The sequence below is a fragment of the Arachnia sp. genome, from assembly GCF_057238465.1.
In genome coordinates this window covers 120445-141524 of record NZ_DBHHFZ010000001.1, presented here as the reverse complement: position 1 = coordinate 141524, position 21080 = coordinate 120445, and the positions used below count along the sequence as shown (strand labels likewise).

Here is a 21080-nt window from a genome sequence, read left to right as displayed (position 1 = left end):
GCACAGCTTCGACCAGTACTGAGGAGGATGCCCGGCGACCCGAAGCGGAAGTCAGGCGTCACCGTAGGCGCTGCTAGTTTTGCCAAATGCAGCTTCGTGCCATGGAGCCTCATGAGATCGACGAGGTCGACGCGCTGATCCGCACTGCTTTCCTCACCGCTCCAGTGACCGACGGCTCCGAGCAGGACCTGGTCAAGCGGCTCCGTTCTTCTGCTGGTTACCTACCCGAGCAGGAACTCGTCGCCCTCGACGACGACCGGATCGTCGGCCACATCCTCACCACCAGGATCGTGATCGACGGCGAAGCAGGTCCTGTGAACGCCCTTGAGGTCGCACCACTGTGCGTCGCCTCGGACCACCGATGTCGCGGCATCGGCGCGCTCCTCATGGAGGAGGCCTTGAACCGCGGCCGAGCCGCAGGGTTCCCGGTCGTGTTCCTCGTCGGCGACCCGCGGTACTACGCGCGGTTCGGGTTTCGCCCCGTAGCAGAACTCGGCATCCACAACACCAGCTTGATTCCCGACGACGTGGTCCTGGGCGTCGAACTTGAACCGGGCGCCCTAGACGGCATTGACGGATCGGTGAGCCTCATGTGAGCTGATTTGGGTCATTTAGTGCACTGGAGTGCTACGTGTTTCATCGCTGTCCACGAAGCAGGTAGTGCTCCATCCACTTGGTCGCCACTGAGTCGGGTCAATTCGACCATCGACATCTCCGCCCACCTGCCTCTTGAGGCTTCAAGCGCGATCATCGCCGACCTCACGAATGTAGGTGATTCCGAAGGCGACGACTTGGCGGAACTCCTGACAACGGGAGCCGAGATCGTATTGGCTGCCTGACCCTTTCTGGAAGATGTCGAGGCCTCGCCCGAGGAGGACTCTCCAGCCGTGGTCGGTGCGGATTGATCTGTCGTGGATGGTCTCGTCCCAGGTGACAGTGAATCGAATTCCAACAGTCGCAGCACTGTCTTGGATGTCTTTCAGCATGAGGAGGTGCTGCTGGGCGAATTCGCCGCTTTCGGGCCTGGTGACCAGCGTCACCGCGATCTCATCTGCAGGGTCTTTGGCGACTGCGAGTAGCGCGAGCAGATCGACGAGGTTGCGGCCTTGGTGCGGTACGCGGATATAGGGGTCGACGATGGTGATGGCGGTTGCGCCACGCAGGTATGGCATAAGCAGTGTTTCGTAGGAGACGCCGCGCTGGTTCTCCTGGAACTCTCGGTGGCCCTCGAACAGCGGGGGTGCTGCCTCGGCTGGCGACGACACAGACATTGCGACATTCTCGGCTGCGGGCTCAAGCTCGGAGGGTGACTCAACGCTGTCCTCAGCCTCGGGAAGTTGACTTCGATAGTAGTCGGGGTATTCGTCTTCTTCCAGTGTGGTGACGCTGTGCCAGGTGCCTGTCTTGTCGGTGTAGCCGAAGTTGACGGCCGCCATCGTGGTGTCGATCCGGAGAATCTGGTCCTTGACGCGTTTGCGCCCCTCAATGGCGAAGCGAAGCAGCTCCTCGATCTCAGCTGGGGTTGCTTCGCCCTCCGGATAGATGAGCTTCATCAGGCCGGAGAAAGTCTTGTGGATGCCGTCACGGTCACGCGTGGAGATGTCTGAGCCGAGCGTGAAGTACTGCTGGTAGCGGTCGGAGTAGTCGGTGTTGCGCATGGACCGCAACACTTCGGCGATGTAGTCGACGACGAAACCGTACCCGGAAGAGAACATCTCACTGCGGATCGTGTCCACCTCCCAGCCCGGGATGTAGAAGTGCAGCCGGTCGAGGTAGGCGGAGTCGTGGTATGCCTCGGGCAGCTCATCGAACAGGTCCGAGTGTTTGAGCATGTAGGGCACGTTGTGCGCGGTGTTACCCACGAACGCCATCGACGCTTCGGCCCCGAGGGTCTCGACACCCCGAGAGAACGACTTGTTCGCCATGTAGTTCTTCATGATGTCAACCAACGCCTTGTCGGTTCGCTTCTTCTTGCCAGCGAACTCGTCGAACGCAACCACGTCCCAGTAGCCGACCAGGCCGATGCGGCCGTTGGCATTGTTGACGAAGAGCTTCGGGACGGTGACCTCTCCACCGGAGATCAGCATGCCGTGGGGCGAGAACTCGGAGTAAATGTGGGACTTGCCGGTGCCCTTGGGGCCCAGCTCGACGAGGTTGTAGTTGCGCTCGACGAACGGGACAAGGCGGACGAGCTGCAGCAGCTTGGCCCGTCGCCCGAACAATTCGGGGTTGAAACCGATGGATTGGATCAGCAGGTCGATCCACTCCTCGGCGTTGAAGCCCCGACGCGATTCGAGGTACCCCTTGTAGTCGAAGCTCGACATCTGAATCGGCTTCAGGCTCCCCAGAATCCAGGGCACGAAGCGGGCATCATCACTGTGGAAGTACTCAATGTCGCAGATGCACCACACGCCGCCAACCAGAAGCTTCGGGTTTGCCTTCACTGTTGCGGGTTCGACGATCACCCCATGAAGACCGAGGTTGGCGAACGAGGCTTCGTACACGTCCTGCTTGTCGTTCAGTGTCACGGTTACCTTGTCAATGATCCGGTGACGGCCTTTCTCCCTGATGGTGGATTTCACCAGTTCCGACTCGTTGCGGTGCACGTAGTGGTCGGCCAGAATCTTGCGGACCGCTTCAATACCGGCTTGGATCGTCGCCTCGTCATCGGATGCTGCGTACTGGCCGAGCAGGTACTCCAGCACGTAGGACGGGACGATCGCGTTGCCCTTGACGGCCTTTACGAGGTCTTTGCGGACAACCGATCCTCCGAACAGCACGTTGATCTTGTAGTCGAGATCGCTCTGCTGAGATGCATTCTTCTCGGCGCCGCGTTTCTCGTCGGGATTGTCATCGGTGTGCGTCATGGCTGCTGTTTCCCCTTAGAAATCGAAGTCCGATGTGAACGAGCGCCTGAGCAGATACTGGGCCCGCTGGTAGATGCGCCACTGGGTGGTGTTTGGTATTTGCTCTTCGAGCCGGAACTCGACCGTACGGTTGTTGAACTCGTTGGCATCCTGGCTGAGCAGCATCCGTGCGTTCTGGTAGCGGTCGCGTGCGTCATCGGAGGGCTGGTCGAACAGCAGCTCAGGCTGGTTCGATATCAAGGTTTCGCCGACGTAAATCCCAGCGCGCAGCGTGCGCGGCTGAATTTTATCGCTGACCGGCTCGGTTTGGAGGAGTTTTACGACGAGCTGGCCGGTGGTGATCTTGTTCGTCTCGGGCAGCACGTCGACGTTGACGGGCCGAGTGTCGCTCTTGCGTTTTTTGTTGACCCGGAGCACCGGCACGACAATTTCCTGGAGTGTGGCCCCGCCGTGAACGAACCGTGAGCCCGCGCCGGGCAGCTTGAGCCGGTGGATCGACTTGGGAATCTGCACCTGAAGGTCGCTGCCGAGCCCGAGCTGCTCGGGCTCGAAGGTTCGGAACGCGGGATCATCCTTGAGTTCCCGGCCCAGCACATATCGGCGGTTCACCACCACAAGCTCGTCACCCTGCGGTTTGGTCGAGAGGTAGAAGGTATCGGCGAGCGCGGTGTCCTGGTAGAGGAAGCCGTGGTCGGCCGTCACCAGGATGTTCGTGGCGTTCGCGTTTGCCAAGCGTTTGATGAGGCTGACCAGATCGCCAAGCGCCCTATCGGCCGCCTCGAACACCTGCCGTTCGGTGCGGGCCTTGTCACCAGTCGCGTCTATCCGGTCGTGGTAGACGTACAACACCCGGTGCGCGACGTACAGCTCGCGCAGCTCGCTGCTCGACATCGCGAAGACATCTTCAGCCTGGATAGCGAACCCGTCCACCGGAGCCAGTACCTTGTTGCGGTTCGCTGTCCCGTCGCAACGCTGGCCATCGACGACCACTGGGTCGCCATCGTGGGAATGGGCCAGCGTCTTGTGCGGCAGGAGGGCAGCCATGCCAAGTTGGGTGTAGCTTGGCAGCACGCCCAGCATCGCGTCGAGGTCCGCATCGAAGCGGTCTTCCTGGCGGATACGCGAACGCAGCTCGTCGGCGACCTCGTATCGCAGCGCATCGGAGATGATGACGACGGCCTTCCGGTTGCCCTTGCGGATGATCGGCTCGACGTGGTCAACGAAGAACCTCGTCTGCGAGCGCAGTGCGACTGAACGCCAGTCACGCACCGCATCAACTTGCCGCTGCCAGGCGCTGCCTAGCTCATAGAGGTATCGGTTCGCGTAGTACTTCTCTACCTCGGCACGGAGCGCTTCAAGCGGGCCTGCGTACTCAGTTGTGCGAGCGGCGAAGTGGAACTGCCTGTAGAGCTGATCGATGCGGAACCAGTGCTTGCGATACCGGTCGAGCCCGTCATCGAACGAGGCGACCTCGAACCTCGCCGAAGCGAACTCGCTCAGCAGATCGGAGGCAGCGGCGAGAGCCGCGTAAAGTGCCCGGTATCCCTCAACCCAGATGCTGCTCTGGCGGGCGCGAATGGTCTCGGACACCTCACGTGCGCTCATTGTCCGCTCGATGATTGCCTGAGCCAGCGTGCTGATGATCTTGCGCTCCACGTCCTCAAAGAGGTCGTTGCCCACAAGCTCGGGAATATCGGCGTCCTCGATGGTGCGGGCATAATCGAGGCTCTTGGCTGCTCGTCGCGCCAAGGTGGCGAAGGCGTCAGCACTGCGCCGGTCGTTACGCAGACTCGCGAAGTCGAGCTGAATATTACGCAAAGCCCCGGGCGTATCTGATGCGAACCCATCGATCGCCTGCCGAAACATCCACAGCACAAAATCATCGATACTGGGCTCGCTCGCCCTGTAGCGATAGATCTTGGCCGCACCATCCCAGTGGAAGCTGTCGAGCCCAAACTCAACCAGTGCCTCGTACTTGGCCCTCTCACCGCGTGAGTTCTCAATAAGTAGTGTGCGCGTGAGTTCCAGCATGCTGTGTTCTCGCTGATCGAGAAGCACAGCGCACATCTTCGCACGCAGCCTGTCGACGTCATCGTCGGCGGCGAGCAACGCCGTGAGGCGTTGGACCCGCTCGGTGTCGCGAAAGTAGCCTTCGTGCTCACGCACTACTTCATCGATCCCGGTGCCGATCAGGCCGAGCCCTTGGCATACCAGCGCGACCCAATCAGCGGTGAAGACCCCGTACGCAAGTTCAAGGTCAAGCAACCAGTTCCCGGTGTCGGAAGGTACCGGGCCATCGCGATAGATGAGGAACTTGCCGTACGGCTCATCATGAAGCACCCGGTTCTTCAACGCATATTCGTTGTTCTCCACCCGCAGAATGGTCACGCCGCCGAGAACAAGCGAGTCGATCTCTGCTGCGTACTCGCCGTCGGTGTCATGCCAGAAGACCAAGCGCTGAGACGTGAACCTCTGCTCCAGGTGAGGTAGGACGGCACTGAGCGAGCTCATTCAGCGTCCTCCTGCTGTGGGGAGGCTTCGAGTTCGCGCCGCGCGACCCGTTCCGCCGCCGCCTCATAAACCTGCTGGATGCGTGCTTGAAGCTCAGCCTTCGGTGGCAGCGCAGTCCAGTACTCTGCCACGACAATCCCGTCTTTGTGCATTTCCAAGAGTTCGATCTGCTCGCGGCTCGTCTCGGTACAAAGAATCAGGCCGATCGGCGACTCCTCTCCCTCCCTACGTTCGTAGCGGTCGAGCCACTTCAGGTAGAGCTTCATCTGGCCTTCGTAGGTGGCCTTGAACTTGCCGATTTTCAGTTCCACGGCAACGAGGCGTCGCAGTGGCCGACTGAAGAAGAGCAGGTCGAGGTGGTAGTCATCGTCGTCAATGATCATCCGCTTCTGTCGCTCGACGAAGGCGAAGCCATTTCCTGTCTCTAGCAGGAATGCCTCCATGTCACGGATGATGGCGGCCTCGAGATCGCGTTCGAGGAACGTGTCTTCCAAGCCGAGGAAGTCCAGCAGGTAGGGGTCGCGGAATACATCGCGCGGGACCGCGGTCTCGCCGACGATCTGAGCATTGGCGATCTCTCGACGCTCGTAGCCCTTCCTGGCGATCAACTGGCGTAGGCCGCGGACGCTCAGTCTCTGACTGATGGCCTCTTGCGCGTAAAAGGCTCTGGCCTCGGCGCTCTTCAGGGGAAGTAGCGCCCTGAAGTGGGTCCAGCTCAATTGTCGCCCCAGCGAGACGACACTCTGCTCGTCAGGGAACTGCTGGGCAAACTGGATCATGCGGCGGAGGTTCTTCTCCTCGTACGAGCGTCCGTACCGCTCCACCAACTGTCGTCCCAGCGAGACGACAATCTGCTCCCCGTAGGCTGCCCGCTCCGAGCCGAGCACCTCCTCGCCGATGAGGCGGCCGAGCCGCCAGAAGGTCAGCGTCAAAGCCAAGTTCGCTTGACGAGCGGCCGCAACCTGCCCCTCCTCGATCACCTCCGAGGCGCGAGTCAGCAGGATTTGTTCTGCTTTTCCGCTTCCGCTGCTGCGAGCAATCTCAGCCATCGGCAGCCTCCACCACTTTGATCTGCTTGAATGCTGGGTAGAACTTCGGGTAGTTGACCTTCACCCCATCATCAAGGAGCTTTCCCTCCCGATCGGTGACACGCCCATCCGCTCCTAGGGGTAGGTTGCCAGTCATGAGACAGGTCCTTCCTGCAACGCTGACACAGGGGCGCCCAGTAGTGCTTGTTCCTTAATGTCGAGGGCATTGCACATAGATGAGACGTGGTTGCTATCCACGTGATACATGAACCGGAAAAGGGATCTGAGTACTGCCGTGGACTCACTCGGATCGAGCGAACGCGAGATGTCAGCCTCCTCAAGGTGCGAGTACGCATGCAAATAGCGCTCAACATGTGTCCGCACCGAATCGTCGAGACCTGGATGATCCTCCAGTACGGCGCGCATGGAACCGTGGAACGACCCCATTTTGTCTGGACGACGGAAACTTAGGAATGACTCCATCATTCTACGTGCAGCATTAGGCATGAGAGCCATGATTTCCATCTGCTCCGCCAGCCCAAGCCCACTATCCGCAGTGAGGAGTCCGTCGGCAACCTTAGAGAACAGGAAGTGATACTGGGACCTCAGCTTCCGCGCCTTCTTATCGTCAAGCGGCCACGGGACGAGCCGTGGTCTCCGCTCTGCAACCCCACGGTTGCCAGCCTCGCACGTAACGCGCATCTCGTACGCACTGTAGCCACCCTCCTTCTCACGAACGCCCTTGGGTACTGACTCCATCTGAACGAGCCATTGGCGGAAGAGTTCGAAGTTGTGAGTCATGAGAAAGACTTGACTGACCTTGGTCTCGGCCACAAGCTCGGACCAGATATGAGCGGAAGCGCCGAACAGGATACTGTTGTCCAAGCTGGACACCGGGTCGTCGATGACAACGATCGGCGGATCCCCCTCGATCTTGTCCTCCCGGACGCTCACGAGGAAGTAGAGCAGAGCAATGGCTGTTTGTTCCCCTTCACTGAGGTTAGTGGCAGGGGCACCGTTGCGCTCGATGACATAGTGCTTCCTATCAGGGGCGGTGCTGAACCTGAGTTCACCCCGACCGAGGAGCCTGGCGACACTGTCAGTCAACTCTTTTGCTCCGGGCACCGGATCGCCGCCAACGTTTTCCAGCGAGGCGATCTGGTCCCTGAGCTCGCCAGCCTTCTTTTCCAGCGCCTCAGCCGCCAACTCCTTGTCTTCTGCATCCTCCTTGAGTCGCTTGTACTCGTCGGCGAACTGCTTGACGTGGTACAACTCGACGCGCCGTGCGGCCGAGCGCGCCTCTTCATCGTGCTTGCTGATCTTCTCCGCATGCTCAGCAACGACCTTCTTGAGCCCCGCGGTATCCGGTACTTTCAGTGTGACGTCCAGCCCTAGGCTAGCGACATCGAATGGGTTGTTTCTCTTCTGCTTCAGTGCGGCCACGATACGCTCAACGGCCTGGGAGTAAGCCTCGTGCTCCTCCTGGTAGGTAGTACGCGCCCGCTGGAGATCAACCTTGAGATCCTCATAGACCGACGTGTCAGCGGGGAGGGAGTCCAGATAAGTCTTCGATGCCGTCACGGACGCCTCGAGATGACCCACTAGGGCATCAATGTCCCCCTGGAACCGTTTGAACGAGTCATCAAAATGCGCGTTGAGCTCGGCGCACCTGTCCGCGGTCAGCGGTTGTCCACAGAACAGGCACTCGTCAAGGCCGTCATGGAGAGGGATGCCTTGTTGTACCCAAGAGGACCGGTCCGGGCGCCCCCGCAGACTTTCGATGACTTGAACGACCACCTCGGTATCTACGAGGCGGCGGGCATCGTCCACAGCCTCTTCTCCGGCGACAGGCATCTTCGAGGTCAAGCGGAGAGGGTCCATGGCTTTGCTGGTTGCCAGCTTTCTATCTACATCGAGGTCGGTGGATGCATCACTGAGGATGGCTGTGTCTCCGTCGAGAAGCGTGCGCACCTGACGTTTTGTATAGGTGTTGGTGGCTCGATACTGGCTGTCTGACGAATTCCTGAGGTCGTCAACTACTGTCTTGGCTATCGATGTTAGGCGGTCCTGTACTGCTTTATTGGCTGAATTTGCTTCTTTCTTTGCCGTAATAATTCTGGGTTGCGTATCGTTCAACTCTTTGCGAAACTCGGCTAGCTTGGCTTCCGTATCAACGTTCCTCTTCCCGATGGTAAGTAGAGAGTGAGGCTTTGGTCCCCGCTCAGCTTCGAAGAAGAGGTTCTGTAGAACGAAGTCCCTGTTGAAGACTCGTGCCCGCTCCCAGAATTCAGGGGCAAAAGCGGCTGCTATCTCAGAGGCCCCGACTCCATCGATTTCAACATCAAGCACCATGCCAGAACTAAGCGCTTTTTGATTAGCATTTGCGCAGCCCAGTACGAGGCTCGCCAGTGTGCTCTTTCCGCTGCCATTCTGGCCGTAGATGAGGTTTACTCGTTCGAACTGGGTGTCTGACTCCTGCTTCCATCGCTGGAAGATTCGGTAGTCATCGATCTTCTTGATCCGCCGGATCATGGCTTTGGTCATCGAATGCCGTCCTTAGGGGTTAGCGGGTAGGTCGGCCAAGCCCAAGTCTCAACTTCAGTGCGTTTCTTTTCGATTTCGGGAATCTTAGCCAGTGCTTTGCCAAAGCGCAGGTAGTTAACGAGAACGCCGTCATCAAGGTCGATCGTGATCTGCTGAGACGCAAGCGGGTAGAGAACATCGTGCTCGTACTCGCTGAGCTCCACCAGGATCTTGCGGAGCCGCTCGGCTTCCTTCAGTGCGGATGCCCTCTCGCGAGCTGTGCTATCCCCGGCGACGACACGCTCCTGGTGCTGCAAATTCGCCTCCAGCTTGGCAATGAACTCTCGCAAGTGCTCGTTGAGAACAATCGATACCGTCGAAGGCGTGTAGCGATGCATGTAGATTAGCGCATTGAAGGACCCTTTAGGGCTGGAGAACAGCCAGTAGATCGGACGCTTCTTATACAGCTTCACATGATCGTCATAGAACCTCGACCGACCCGCACGGGTGATGAAATAGTCGCGCAGAGACTTTACCCCCAATGACTCTTCAACGAATCGAAGGTTCTCCTCGAAGTGCTCTTTGCCGAACACCACCCGCAGGAACTGGCGGAACTGCGCCACGATGTCATCCCCGAACCAATCTCCATCTACGATTGGGAGTACGTTGTCCTTATCTGGCATGAACGTCGGTGAGGGCACCTTTGCGAGATAGTCCTGCATCGTTGATCCTTGATCGGCGAGAATGAGGCCGGGCTCATCGAGGCTATAGCGGCCAAACATGCAGCCCACGGCGAAGGAAATAAGCTCAGCAACAACGTCAGCACGTTCCAGTGCAGCGTACTCAGAGCGGTCTTTGTTCGGTCCATACCGGAACTGGACGTTGCGTGTGAGCGAGACCCGGTGCAACGCGACCTCAGTCGGAACCTCCGCTTCAACGCCATATGCGTCGGCCACAATCTGATTGTTGAGAGATTCAAGGCGCCTTTGAGTGAGTGCACCCTCGGCCCATTTTTCCGACAGCGCATTTACGACCTTGTCAAGTTTGGATAGCGGTGTATCGAGCAGCGGTGATCTAGAGAAGTCCCAAGAGGTCTCGAACGAGTCCCAATCACCACGCGACGCTTCCGTGAGGGTCTCTACGAGATCCGACATCTCATCGCTTCTTCCTGAAACCAGCCGAGGGAGTGAACGAATTTGACCGACCTCGAAGTTGAGTGTGGGTGCGAGCGCGCCGAGCATGCTCTGAACAGCAGATGAATTCAGGTAACCCGACAGCACGTTGAAGTCTCCTGCCCCGGTAATGCTTACGGCTGCGTCTGTGAACACAAAACCAACATTGTGAAAGCGGAAAGCCGGGTCTCCTGAGCTGATCTTGGAGCAGGCGAGGGCTGGCTGGAAAGCGGTGGAGAGATTTCGTGGGGTTGAAGAAGGTGACTCGATTATGGGGCGTCCATTGTCGCGCCAATCAATAACAAACTCGTTGTTCCCGTACCAACGGCGGAACTCTCCGCCCTTGTCGGCCGCTACCCAGCGATGGTTCGTGCCGGAGTTAACTGTGTGTCCGAAGGTCGATCGACCTCGATCAACCTCCCACCATTGGCGCAGGTACTTTGCGTTGGCTCCGGTCGTGATTCCTTGAGCGATTTGTACCTCATCGCTCAAGGAATCACGACTGACTCCTTTAGCAAATTTCCCTCCGCGCTGCTCGATTGTGCCCGTGAATGCAAGGAGCATGGGCACTGAGAGCCAGTAAGCAAACGGCGACCCAGGGATTTTCGTGAAATCGACAGGGTTGACACGGTAAATATACCGTTCCATGCCCTCAACTGCCTGGTCGGGTTGCTGTTTTCCATTTCGGTTGGCCGCAATGATTTCGAGCGCTTTAGGCCCTTGGGCGGCTGGGCCGACAAAGTCAGATAGCTGCACGAAGGCGGCCGACGCAGAACGATGACCACGTTGCACCACATATGTGCAGATCGGCACTGTTGCCCCGTCAAATCCTGAATACTCCAACTGAACAAGGGAAACCACTGTCTCCCGCTCGATTAAACGCTTCCGAATGGGAACATATGACCTGATGAACATCCACACAAACGGAGTCATTAGCCCCACCAGCCCTCCGGTGACCGTGGCATCGAGGCACCGGTGGATAAACATGGCAAACAAATCGGACTTTGAGTCGGCGTACTCCAGCTTTGCGAAAGCAGCGAGAGTCGTGTCCATATTCTTGGACCCCATGTAGGGAGGGTTCGCCACCACTACGGCGTAGCGAGGAATCAGAAATTTAGCTTGTTGCACAACCCGTTTCGCTCGCCTGATGGTATCAGCCAAAATCAAGTCGCCACTATCATCGAGCGACGACACGTGTCGACCTAGTTCGGTAGTCACGTTGGGATTAGGCTTTATGAGGGCGCCGAGCGTTTCGGCTTTGGTGAACTGGGTCCAGAACAGTTCCTCCGCGTTCTTGTCGCCATCCTTGGTTACGAGGTAGTCCAACTCATCACGGGTGAACGAGATCGATTCGAGCATGCAGATGTTCGGCTGGACAAGCTCGTCCAGGAACGTGCGTTGTCTGGCACGTGCCTTCATCGTGAGCGCGAAGGCTGCCAGTGCCCCTGCTCGTGGGTCGATTTCGGTGCCGTGAAGGTTGTGGGTCAGGATCAACCCAGGGATTTCGGAGGGCGCGTAGCCCTCTTCTTCGTAGATCACATAGAGCAGGTCGAAAGCGTAGGTGAGCATGTGCCCGGAGCCGCAGGCTGGGTCGATGATCTTCAGTTCCTCGGGGGTGCTGATCCTGAGGAAGTCGGTCTCTTCGTCGATCGGGGCGATGTAGTAGTCCATCTGCTCGATGAGATGAGACTCGGGATGGTTGAGCATCCATAGACGACCCACTGAGTTCTCGACGAGGTAGCGGACGATCCAGTGCGGGGTGAAGAGCTGCGTGGCTGCCGGAATCTCCGCCGCACCCGCCTTCTTGCCCTTCTTGAACCCGGCGAAAACCTCGTCCTTCCGCTCGGAGATGTAGAACTGGTAGAGCCAGCCGATCACCTCGACATCGCGGCAAACCTCTTCGGTGAGTGCTGTAGCGGCCCTGGTGAGGATGGAATCCGCAGCCAGAAGGTTCGAGGGGATGAGGAGTTCGGTGTAGTCGCCCTCGCGCTCGAACATGAACGGCATCGAGCGATTCCAGTAGCGGCAGTACTCGGCGAGCAGCAGTGTGTAAGCCTCACCCTGGGCATCCGTGCTGGGGCGGGTGCCATCGAGAAGCCCGATGATCGTGTCGAGGGTTCGCCTGTTGCCGACGACGGCGGGGTCGATGTTGCCGCGCTTGGCGTCGGCGAGTATCTCGGGTTGCCCGGTCTGCTGGCCGTGGGCGGGCGAGACGACCCCGGTTCCGGTGTAGCCGTTGGCATCCATGAAACGAAAGGCGATGATCCGGTTGAACCAGGTGTAGGCCACCCTGTCGACGATCGCTTCCCTGCCTGTGGATCCGCCGCCGGCAGCTGCGATGTCACGTTCGAGCACGGCCACGGCGCGCTGGCTCTCGACCCGCTCCGGGGACGCAGGCGCGAGTACAGCGGTCAAACGGGCGCTGACCTGAGTGATGAGTTCACGCCTGGCCCACGTGGCGAAGCTCTTCAGCGGTGCGGTCTCCATGCGTGTTGTCTCCTACAGCGCGATGCGCTTGTCGTCGTTGAGGACCTGGACCAGCGCTGTACGCAGCGCGGCAAGGTAGCGATCGATGTCTTCTTCGGTCTCCAAGACGCCGCGGGCGTCGGCGACGGTGATGGTCCTGACCGAAACCGTTTGCTTCTTGATCGGCGCCGGTGCTGGCGTGTCGTCGCTGTCGGCGTTGCTGGTGCGAGGGGATGCGGCGAGCTGGTCGAGGATGGCCGGGAAGGTGTGTTCCTCGAAGGTGTTGGCGATCTCCCGGACGACGGCAATCTGGTTCTCCCGGCTGATCCGGTCGAGGATCGCGTTAACCTCTTGGCTCACGCTTCGCTGTGCGTCGTCGGTAGCTTCCAGGTAGGTCGTGCTCATCTGTAGCGGCGCCCACCGGGAGTCGATCTTCCGGACTGCACCTTCGCGGTTGGCCACGAGCGCGTCGTCGATGCGTGACTGGAGTTCAACGGTGGCGGTCTTGAGCTTGGCCATCCGGTTGCCGCGGAAGGCTTGCGGATCGGCGAGGAGTTGCTCCACATCCTGGCTGCTACCCGGGGGAAGGTAGTTGAGGTTGCTTGTGTTGCTGACAAGCATTTGGGTTGCCTCGTCGAAGATCCTGCGCTGGGCGCCGCCGAGGAAGGCCTGGATGGGGTCGATGATACTGCTCTTTGCGTCGAGCAGATCGTCAGCGAGTGCGAACTCGGTCAGGTACCAGTTGTCGGGCTTGCCGACGACGGACTCCAGCAGGGCGATGGGATCTTCGAGTTGAGCCACGAAGGGGTATTTCGAGCCGCTGACCTGCGCCTTGAGTTCATCCCACTTCGCGCGGAGACGTTCGCTCGCGTGCCGGGCCAGCTCCAGCGGGTCCTTCGGCGCGGTGGGCTCGTCGAAGAAATCCGTGCAGAAGGTGCGCAGCTCTTTGATCCTGCGCTGGTCGAAGGTTTTCTGCGGGGCAACTACGGCGTGGGAGTGCTTCTGCGTATTGCGCAGCGCGGCCGCGACCTCACTGCGCTTGAGGGTGTTCGAGTCGACGGTGAGAGTGATCTTCGAGTCTCCGACGAGCCATGCCGTGACGCATTCGATGGATGCGAGGTCCCAGCCGTAGGGCTTGGCCTGGAAGTGATCGACGATTTTCCTGACCGTGACCTGCTCACCGAGCTGGTCACGTTGCAGCAGGTAGGACAGCACTTCGTCCGCCGGCGCGGCGAGTGCATGAGCGGACGGGTCGTCAAACATCCCGGACTGGTCGGGGTTCGCAAACCCTGCGATCTGCTGCTCCGAATAGATACGCCCACCGAGAAGACCCAGCTGCGTGTATGTTCGCGCGACGAGATCCTGGAACCCGTCATTGATCCGCGTAAATGCGTCCTGAGACCCCACCGAGAGGTCAGCGGCGTCGATCACGAGCTCGGCCCGTCCGACACCGCGACGGATGCGCTCGATCAATTCCTTCTCCCGCTGCGCGTTCTGGGCCGCCTTGGCGCGCAAAATCTGTTCCTCGACCGGCGACAGCGAGCTGGTCTGCTTGCGTTTGGTGTACTTCTCGGTCTTGAGCAGCAGCCGCAGGTCAGCCAGCAACCGGTCGTCGGGAGCGAGCACCACACGCAACTCGTCCTTGCCCGCCGAGTGCATGCGAATCTCTTCCGGCTCGTGCGGGTACTCGGGGGTGATGAAATGCAGTGAGAGTTCCTGCTGCTGACCGAACGCCTGGTCGTCGAGCTTGTATCCGAACCTGAAATCCTGCCCGTTCTCGGCGTATCGGAGTTTGGAGGTTTTGACGACTTCGCCAGAGAGAATCCTGTTCAACCGGGTGGAGACCTCGGAGGAATCGATCTCTACGTTCTTGATCTCCTCCTCTATCACCTGCTCTTCGTTGGTCAGGTACTCGTAGACATTGCCGTTGCGCTGCACGTAGGTCTGCGTCTCCAGCAGCGTGAGGGCCTCCTGGACCTGCTTGGACAAGGCCGGCAGGTCGAGCCCGAACCGGTCGTAGACCAGCACGGTCAGGTTGCGCGGGGTCGCCTGGAAGCTCTCCACGTATTTCACCAGAAACAGCGCCTTGAGCAGCCGCACCGCGAGTCTGGTTACCGGCGAGCCGTCGTCTGGGAGATCACGCTCGGCACGATCAATCGAACGTTGCGCTGCGGACTTCAACGAGGCGCGGATACCTGCGAACATGGCGTCAAAAGTGGCCAACGAACCGATCTCGACATCACCGATGTCCTTGGCGACCTGCTGGACAACACCGAGCATGGAGCGTTCACCGACGGAACTGTTGCGGCCCTCGAAAACGTTGTGGTCGGAGATTCCCTCGATCGCGGCCTGAAACAGCGGGAACTGGTAGCTTACGAACGGGTACGTTCCCACGAAATGGGACTCGTCAGTGAAGTTCCGATAGGTTTTCGCGCCGTCAACGAAGTCGAACAAGGTCTTGAAATTCGCCGACTCCTGCGCGTAGATGGCTTCGAGCGCCGTAGCGCCCTTGTCGTTCTTCTCCAGCAGGCGTTTGCGGATGACCTCCTCCACGTCCGCGGATGTGAGCTTGACCCGGGTCTTGAACCTGGCCTGAATTTTCGAGAAGTCATTGCCCTGCCGCTTGGTGCGGTCTCCGACGACCTTGTCCATGTCCTCCTGCGAGGTCACGAACACCCAAGCACGCCCACCGCACTTCGTGTTCAAAGACTCGGCGATCGTCTGAAGGTTCAACATCAGGTGCGTGTTGGAGCCGATGAACTGCCCGACCTCATCGACGAAGAAGTTCAACCGAAAACCTGCTGGTTGCTTGTCCAGCCAGGCACGGACCTCGTCGGCGAAGTCCTCGATCGACACCGAGTAGTTGTCCTGATACGTCTTAAGGATGCTGCTCGAGACGTCCAGACCCGTGATCCGTGCATACGCCTGATCGACCTGCTGCCGGACCGTGGGGAGTCCGAAGCTGGAGCGGCGCTCGAGCCACTCCCGGCCCGACACCGCTCGGAACGCTTCCTTGAAGGCGTCGAGCTGACCTTCGTCGTCGAGCTGGCGCTCGAACCATGCGATGTGCCCCTGGTCGCCGTAGTATCCGCGGGACTCGTTGAAGACCTTCACGAACACCCGCAGCAGGGCATCGGTCTGGTCTTTGCTGATCAGGGTGGCCTTCTGGTCGATGTTGAACAGCAGGCTCTTCGCCGGGATGCGGTTGGCCTTGTCGAGCAGCGGGGGCAGGAAGGCGTCGGTTGCCTTGGCGCGGAAGCTCTCCAAGACCCGCTCGCGGGGAAAGTCGTCGCCCTCCACAGTGCCGAGAAGGTGCGCGAGCATCTTCAACAGGTGCGACTTACCGGAACCGAAGAAACCCGAAATCCACACGCCGTTCGCATTGGTGTAGTTCGTGTACGTCTCAAGCAGCTGCTCCAATCCCTTGGCCGCCTCATTGGTCAGGACATATTCGTCCACCTCGACGCCCAGATGGCGGGTATCGTCGGCCTTGATCACGCCCTCGATGGGCCGCTGGACATCCTTGGCGAAAATCTCGGTGAGGCGCATGACGGTCACGGCTCCTGTTCCAGAATGTTCTTGGCGCGATAATACTGATCATCCTTCAACCTGCCGAACAGCACCAGCGACGACCCGAGAGTGTCGGATTGCTCGTAGTGGCCGGGGAAGAACATGAGCATTGGCTTGCCCACCACGATACTCTGGAGATTGTTGAGTACGTTGTGTGACCGGATGTAGGGGAAGACCTCACCAATCCCGGTCAGGAACACGACGTCAAAATCTCCGTCGGAGAGTTGTTCTCGGATCTCGGGTGCCAGGTGCTGCTGTGGGTTGAGCATGGATTGCAGCATCTCAGCAAATTCGGTTTTGTCCAGCCCGGATTCAACTTCAAGAATTTCCTCCCAGTCGCCACGCCCCTTGAGTATCTCGACCGACAGGTCATAAAGGTTGATCTCACGAACCTCGATACCCCTACTGGCCAGCCGGTTCTTGATCCGTTTCTTCGCTTTCGCCACGCTGAGGGCATGCTCTGGTTCGTATGGATAGATGAAGAACGGAACCTCATTCGACAAGCCCTCCATCCTCAAGAAACGCTCGCCGCTGAGCACCGCGAACAGGTGTTCTTCTTGGCGAGTGAGTTCATCCGGCTTCACGACGCTACCCCTTTGCCGTCACGAGTCGGGAAGAACCGGATGTCGCTCGGCAGCTGCCCGCTGAGCGCGTCTCGGATTCGCGTGGACAAAGACGCGTGAACGATCTCGCCATCGGCGAGTAGACCAGCCTCGGTCAGCATCTTGAACACCGTCCACCGGAGCTTCTGCAACGTCGACTCCTTCGCCTCAGTGAGCTCCGGGTGCCATAGCGCCTTACCGTGAACGAAACTGTCGAAGTCGTCGTAGCCCAGCGTGGGCGTGAACAGGAGAAAGCGTTCTCGCACAACCTCCTCGGCGAAATCTCCGATGAACGCGTAGCGACGGCACGCCGCGATCCACATCAGGTGACCACGCTCACTGGGGCTGGCGCCTCGCAGCAACTTCAGCTCGGCCTCCGTGAGCACCGCCAAGCGTTGCGTGACTTCGCGAGCCAGCCGGAACCCGGACGAGACGGTTCGCGCCTGAAGCAGATTCTCAGCACTGAGCTGGCCCCGAACGGTACTCCAGTCGCGAACCTCCAAGAACAGTGGCACCGCGATCATCGCCTCCCGGGTCAGGAGGGCACCGCTGGTGAAGGACAGCGCGTAACGGTCATGCCGCTGAGACGTGGTGCTCATCCGGTGCCTCCTTCCGAGTTGCGGGACAGTGAATCAGGATATGGGATGCCACCGACAAGAAGCGTCAATGGTGGTGAGCATAGGACTCATCGTGGCGGCACCGGGTAGGGCCTGGTGGTCGCACCGCCAGGGCATACCCGGCCATCGATTTCCCCGGTTCGAGACTTCCAGAGACGTCCGACCTTGTGCGTGGGTATGGTCTTGCCTGCGATCCAGGTACAAACGGTGTCCTTGGTGATCCCGAGGCTGGGTGGCGGTGTCGTCTGCGGACAGCCACGGCTCAACCACGTTGGTCCTCCCTCGCTTCGTGGCCCACGTAGGCCACCGCCCCTGATGATACCGGTGGCGTGCAGCTTGAACTTGGCGTGTTCGGGCATCTCCGGACGAGGCGAATGCCTTGTTGGACGGCGTATCCAATTGGTTCGTGAACGTCGGTTGTCTCGGGGCGGCCGAGGATGCTAAAGCCGACTCCGGCACACCACTTTTCTTTGGTGTTTCGGATAGAGGGCAACGAGAAAAGTGTGGCCGTGGCATCCCAGCTCCCGCGCTGCACACAGCACGAGGTCGAACGCACGGGTGAAATGTCCAAAACCGCGTCCACCGCGAGCAGGTGTTTCCGGGCGGGATAGCGTGGCCTGGCAGCTGGAAGGGACGAGGGACATGGGACGACTCACGAGGGCCGGGCGCTGGATCGCCGCTGCCGTTGGTCTGGGCGCAGGGGCCGTCGCCGGGTACACGGCCTGGGCGCTGAACGCCCCAAGACGCCCCTGGCCGCCGTACACGTTCACCCCCTTCGAGGTGGGGACACCGGCCGAGGAGGTCTCCTTCACCGCATCCGATGGGGTGTCGTTGGCGGGTTGGTGGCTGAACAATCCTGATTCCCGGAGCGTGGTGATCTGCTGCCACGGCCACCGGAGCAACAAGGCCGACATGCTGGGGATCGGCCCTGGTCTGTGGCGCGCGGGCCACAACGTCCTGCTCTTCGACTTCCGGGGCAACGGTGACTCCGGGGACGGTCGGCAGTCCCTGGCCCATTATGAACAGGCCGACCTGACCGCCGCGCTGGACTGGGTGACCCGGTCCCACCCCGGGGCGCGGATCACGGTGATGGCCTTCTCCATGGGCGCGTCAACCGCCATCCTCACGGCCGCCCACGACCCGCGCATCGAGGCCCTGGTGCTCGACTCCCCGTTCGCGACCATGTCGGGGGTGATCGCGGCGAATTACAGGCGTTACCGGCTTCCCGGAGGCCTTCTGCTGCCGGTGGCAGACCTGGTGAACCGGGTTTTCTGCGGCTACGCGTTCGAGCAGGTGCGTCCCGTCGACGCCATGAGCTCGCTGTCCCCTCGCCCGGTTCTGCTGCTGCACGGCACGAAGGATCGGATCATCCCCTACGAACACGCCCAGCAGCTGGCGGAGGCGGCCGGCCCGGGGAAGGTCGAGCTCGTCACCTTCGAGGGCGCCGATCACTGCGGCGGCTATTTCGTCGACCGCCCCGGATACATCGCCAGGGTGGCCCGTTTCCTGGAAACGGTTCCGGGGTAGGGGCCGGCATCGTTCCCGACCGGATCGTTCGCGCAGGGATGCTCCGGCAAGGGGTGGTCTGCGGACGACAGGACCACGGTCGTGGGCTTCGCTTCCGACGCGGCGAGGGGCGCTCATGGACTCTCCCGCGGCATTTCCCGCCGCGGGGAGATAATGGGGAATCCGCACATCCTGCGCAGTTCGCCACCGAGGAGGCACCATGCGAGCAACCATCATGCGGGCACCGGGTGACGTGGTCGTCACCGAGGTGGACCGTCCCGAGATCATCGAACCCACCGACGCGATAATCGAGCTTGCCGCCGCCTGCATCTGCGGCTCGGACCTGTGGCCCTACCGGGGTTACGACAAGGCCGAGAACCGCGCCATGGGACACGAGTACGTCGGCACCGTGGTGGAGATCGGTTCGGACGTGACCACGGTGAAGCCGGGTGATTTCGTGGTTGGTTCCTTCTGCATCTCGGACAACACCTGCGAGATCTGCGATTCCGGTTACCAATCCCGTTGCGTCAACGGCGGGTTCGTCAGCGGCACCCAGGCGGAGTTCGTCCGCATCCCACAGGCCGACGGCACCCTCGTCGTCGTGCCGGGCGGACATCCCGGGGACCCCGATGTGCTGGCCTCGCTGCTGGCCACCTCCGACGTGCTCGGCACGGGCTGGTTCGGGGCGGTCGCCGCGGAGGCCGGACCGGGCAAAACCGTAGCGGTGGTGGGTGACGGCGCAGTCGGCCTCCTGGCCATCCTGGCGGCCAAGGAGCTGGGCGCCGAACGGATCATCGCGATGTCCCGCAACCCGCAACGCCAAGCAGTTGCCAAGGAGTTCGGTGCCACCGACATCGTCGAGGAACGCGGAGAAGAGGGCGTTTCCCGCGTGAAGGACCTCACCAACGGGCTGGGAGCGCACAGCGTCGTCGAGGCGGTCGGCACCCAGCAGTCCATGACACAGGCCATCGGGGCCTGCCGCCCGGGTGGGCACGTCGGTTTCGTCGGGGTCTCCCACAACGTGAGCCTGCCGGGTGGCCTGCTGTTCGGCACCGAGGTGCACCTGCACGGCGGGCCCGCTCCCGTTCGCCGTTTCCTGCCGGACCTGATCGATCGCGTCCTGGCCGGGAAGATCAACCCGGGAAGGGTTTTCGACCAGCGGATCCCGCTCGACGAGGCGCCTGCGGGCTACCGGGCCATGGACGAACGCCGCGCCATCAAGGTGCTGCTCGAACCGTGACCGGACGCGAATGCCGCCCCACCCGATTCACAGGGGAGCGGCATTCGCTTTCCTCGGCGTGGTCTCTCAGGCCTTGCGGTGCGCGGCGGAGGACACCAGCTGCTCGACGAGCACCTTGAGCTGTTCGGCCTTGTTTTCGCGGGCGCTCACAGCCCCCTCGGTGATGTCGGTGAACAGCGACAGGGCGACGTTGGTCCGCACGACGTGCATGTTGAAGTTGGCGAGGATGGTGCGCCAGTGCTCGACGGATCGGATACCGCCGTCGGAGCCGTAACTGACGAAGGCCGCGGACTTGTTCATCCACTCGGGGGCGAGCCAGTCAACGGCGTTCTTCAGCACACCCGGAACCCCGAAGTTGTACTCGGGGGTAACGAAAATGAAGGCATCGCACTCGTCAATGGCGCGGCTCCACGCCTGAACGGCCTCAGAGTCGTACTGGCGGTTGGCCAGCAGCGGAGGAACGGGCGCGTCGTACAGGGGCAGGTTGAAACTGGCCAGGTCGAGTAGAACGAACTCGGCATCGTTCTGCTCAGGGACGTTGTCCAGCACCCAGCGGGCGACCGGAGCGGCGTTGCGCCCCTGGCGGATCGAGCCTTCGATGACACCAATCTTCACAGTGATTCCTTTCTTCCTCAGGCATCCTACGCGACCCAGGTCCACTCCCCAGGCATTCACACGACCTGCCCCGACCCACAAATGATAGATCTACATAACTTGACGAGCGATCTACCGCTCATTATGATACAAATACATAACACCCAGGAGGCGATTTGCTCATCACCCACATCAGACGTCACCGCATCCTGGCCGACATGAACCAAGCCGACCTGGCCAGGCTCGTTGGCGTACGCAGGGAGACCATCGGGCATCTGGAGAAGGGTACCTACACGCCATCACTCAAGCTGGCCTGGGACATCGCGAAGGTCTTCGGCACCAGCATCGAGGAACTGTTCGAGTTCAGGGAGGAAGTCGATTGAC

The 21080-nt window shown here is 60.4% G+C and carries 14 protein-coding genes; 4 read left to right on the top strand and 10 right to left on the bottom strand.

Going from position 1 to position 21080, the window contains the following annotated elements; genetic code table 11:
- The first annotated feature begins 86 nt into the window (after positions 1-86).
- Positions 87-596, top strand: coding sequence for a GNAT family N-acetyltransferase (locus tag ACO6D6_RS00590; RefSeq protein ID WP_484782418.1), 510 nt, complete (start codon positions 87-89; stop codon positions 594-596).
- A gap of 141 nt (positions 597-737) precedes the next feature.
- Here ACO6D6_RS00590 and brxL read toward each other — a convergent pair whose 3' ends face one another.
- Genes brxL through ACO6D6_RS00545 form a run of 9 tightly spaced genes read right to left on the bottom strand, consistent with a single transcriptional unit; the run spans position 738 to position 17338 of the window.
- On the bottom strand, positions 738-2867 hold the full coding sequence (gene brxL, locus ACO6D6_RS00585) for a BREX system Lon protease-like protein BrxL (RefSeq protein WP_484782416.1): 2130 nt from the start codon (positions 2865-2867) through the stop codon (positions 738-740).
- A 15-nt stretch (positions 2868-2882) separates the two neighbouring features.
- Positions 2883-5378: a BREX-1 system phosphatase PglZ type A gene (gene pglZ, locus ACO6D6_RS00580; RefSeq protein WP_484782414.1), complete on the bottom strand. Its 2496-nt coding sequence runs from the start codon at positions 5376-5378 to the stop codon at positions 2883-2885.
- Positions 5375-6427 carry a PDDEXK nuclease domain-containing protein gene (locus ACO6D6_RS00575; protein ID WP_484782412.1) on the bottom strand — a complete coding sequence of 351 codons (1053 nt, stop codon included), beginning with the start codon at positions 6425-6427 and terminating at the stop codon, positions 5375-5377. Before ACO6D6_RS00575 ends, pglZ begins: the two co-directional genes overlap by 4 nt.
- Positions 6420-6563 (bottom strand): hypothetical protein, encoded by a 144-nt coding sequence (locus ACO6D6_RS00570; protein WP_484782411.1) that lies wholly within the window; start codon positions 6561-6563, stop codon positions 6420-6422. The genes ACO6D6_RS00575 and ACO6D6_RS00570 overlap by 8 nt, the downstream gene beginning before the upstream one ends.
- Positions 6560-8950, bottom strand: coding sequence for an AAA family ATPase (locus tag ACO6D6_RS00565; RefSeq protein WP_484782409.1), 2391 nt, complete (start codon positions 8948-8950; stop codon positions 6560-6562). The genes ACO6D6_RS00570 and ACO6D6_RS00565 overlap by 4 nt, the downstream gene beginning before the upstream one ends.
- A complete protein-coding gene (gene pglX / locus ACO6D6_RS00560) occupies positions 8947-12588 on the bottom strand; it encodes a BREX-1 system adenine-specific DNA-methyltransferase PglX (protein ID WP_484782408.1) in 3642 nt (1213 codons plus the stop codon). Before pglX ends, ACO6D6_RS00565 begins: the two co-directional genes overlap by 4 nt.
- 12 nt (positions 12589-12600) lie before the next feature.
- On the bottom strand, positions 12601-16116 hold the full coding sequence (gene brxC / locus ACO6D6_RS00555; protein WP_484782884.1) for a BREX system P-loop protein BrxC: 3516 nt from the start codon (positions 16114-16116) through the stop codon (positions 12601-12603).
- 5 nt (positions 16117-16121) lie between these two features.
- Positions 16122-16721, bottom strand: a complete 600-nt coding sequence (locus tag ACO6D6_RS00550) for a DUF1788 domain-containing protein (RefSeq protein WP_484782407.1) — start codon at positions 16719-16721, stop codon at positions 16122-16124.
- On the bottom strand, positions 16718-17338 hold the full coding sequence (locus tag ACO6D6_RS00545) for a DUF1819 family protein (RefSeq protein WP_484782405.1): 621 nt from the start codon (positions 17336-17338) through the stop codon (positions 16718-16720). The genes ACO6D6_RS00550 and ACO6D6_RS00545 overlap by 4 nt, the downstream gene beginning before the upstream one ends.
- Before the next feature lie 660 nt (positions 17339-17998).
- Between ACO6D6_RS00545 and ACO6D6_RS00540 the strand changes: the two genes are divergently transcribed.
- Together ACO6D6_RS00540 and ACO6D6_RS00535 are read left to right on the top strand one after the other, a co-directional pair.
- Positions 17999-18883: an alpha/beta hydrolase gene (locus ACO6D6_RS00540; protein ID WP_484782404.1), complete on the top strand. Its 885-nt coding sequence runs from the start codon at positions 17999-18001 to the stop codon at positions 18881-18883.
- Positions 18884-19082: 199 nt separating this feature from the next.
- The gene (locus tag ACO6D6_RS00535) at positions 19083-20102 is read left to right on the top strand and encodes a zinc-dependent alcohol dehydrogenase family protein (protein WP_484782403.1); all 1020 of its coding nucleotides are present in this window, start codon (positions 19083-19085) and stop codon (positions 20100-20102) included.
- 66 nt (positions 20103-20168) lie between these two features.
- Here ACO6D6_RS00535 and ACO6D6_RS00530 read toward each other — a convergent pair whose 3' ends face one another.
- Positions 20169-20717, bottom strand: a complete 549-nt coding sequence (locus tag ACO6D6_RS00530) for an NADPH-dependent FMN reductase (RefSeq protein ID WP_484782401.1) — start codon at positions 20715-20717, stop codon at positions 20169-20171.
- Positions 20718-20872: 155 nt separating this feature from the next.
- Between ACO6D6_RS00530 and ACO6D6_RS00525 the strand changes: the two genes are divergently transcribed.
- The gene (locus ACO6D6_RS00525) at positions 20873-21079 is read left to right on the top strand and encodes a helix-turn-helix transcriptional regulator (protein ID WP_484782400.1); all 207 of its coding nucleotides are present in this window, start codon (positions 20873-20875) and stop codon (positions 21077-21079) included.
- Position 21080: the final 1 nt, after the last annotated feature.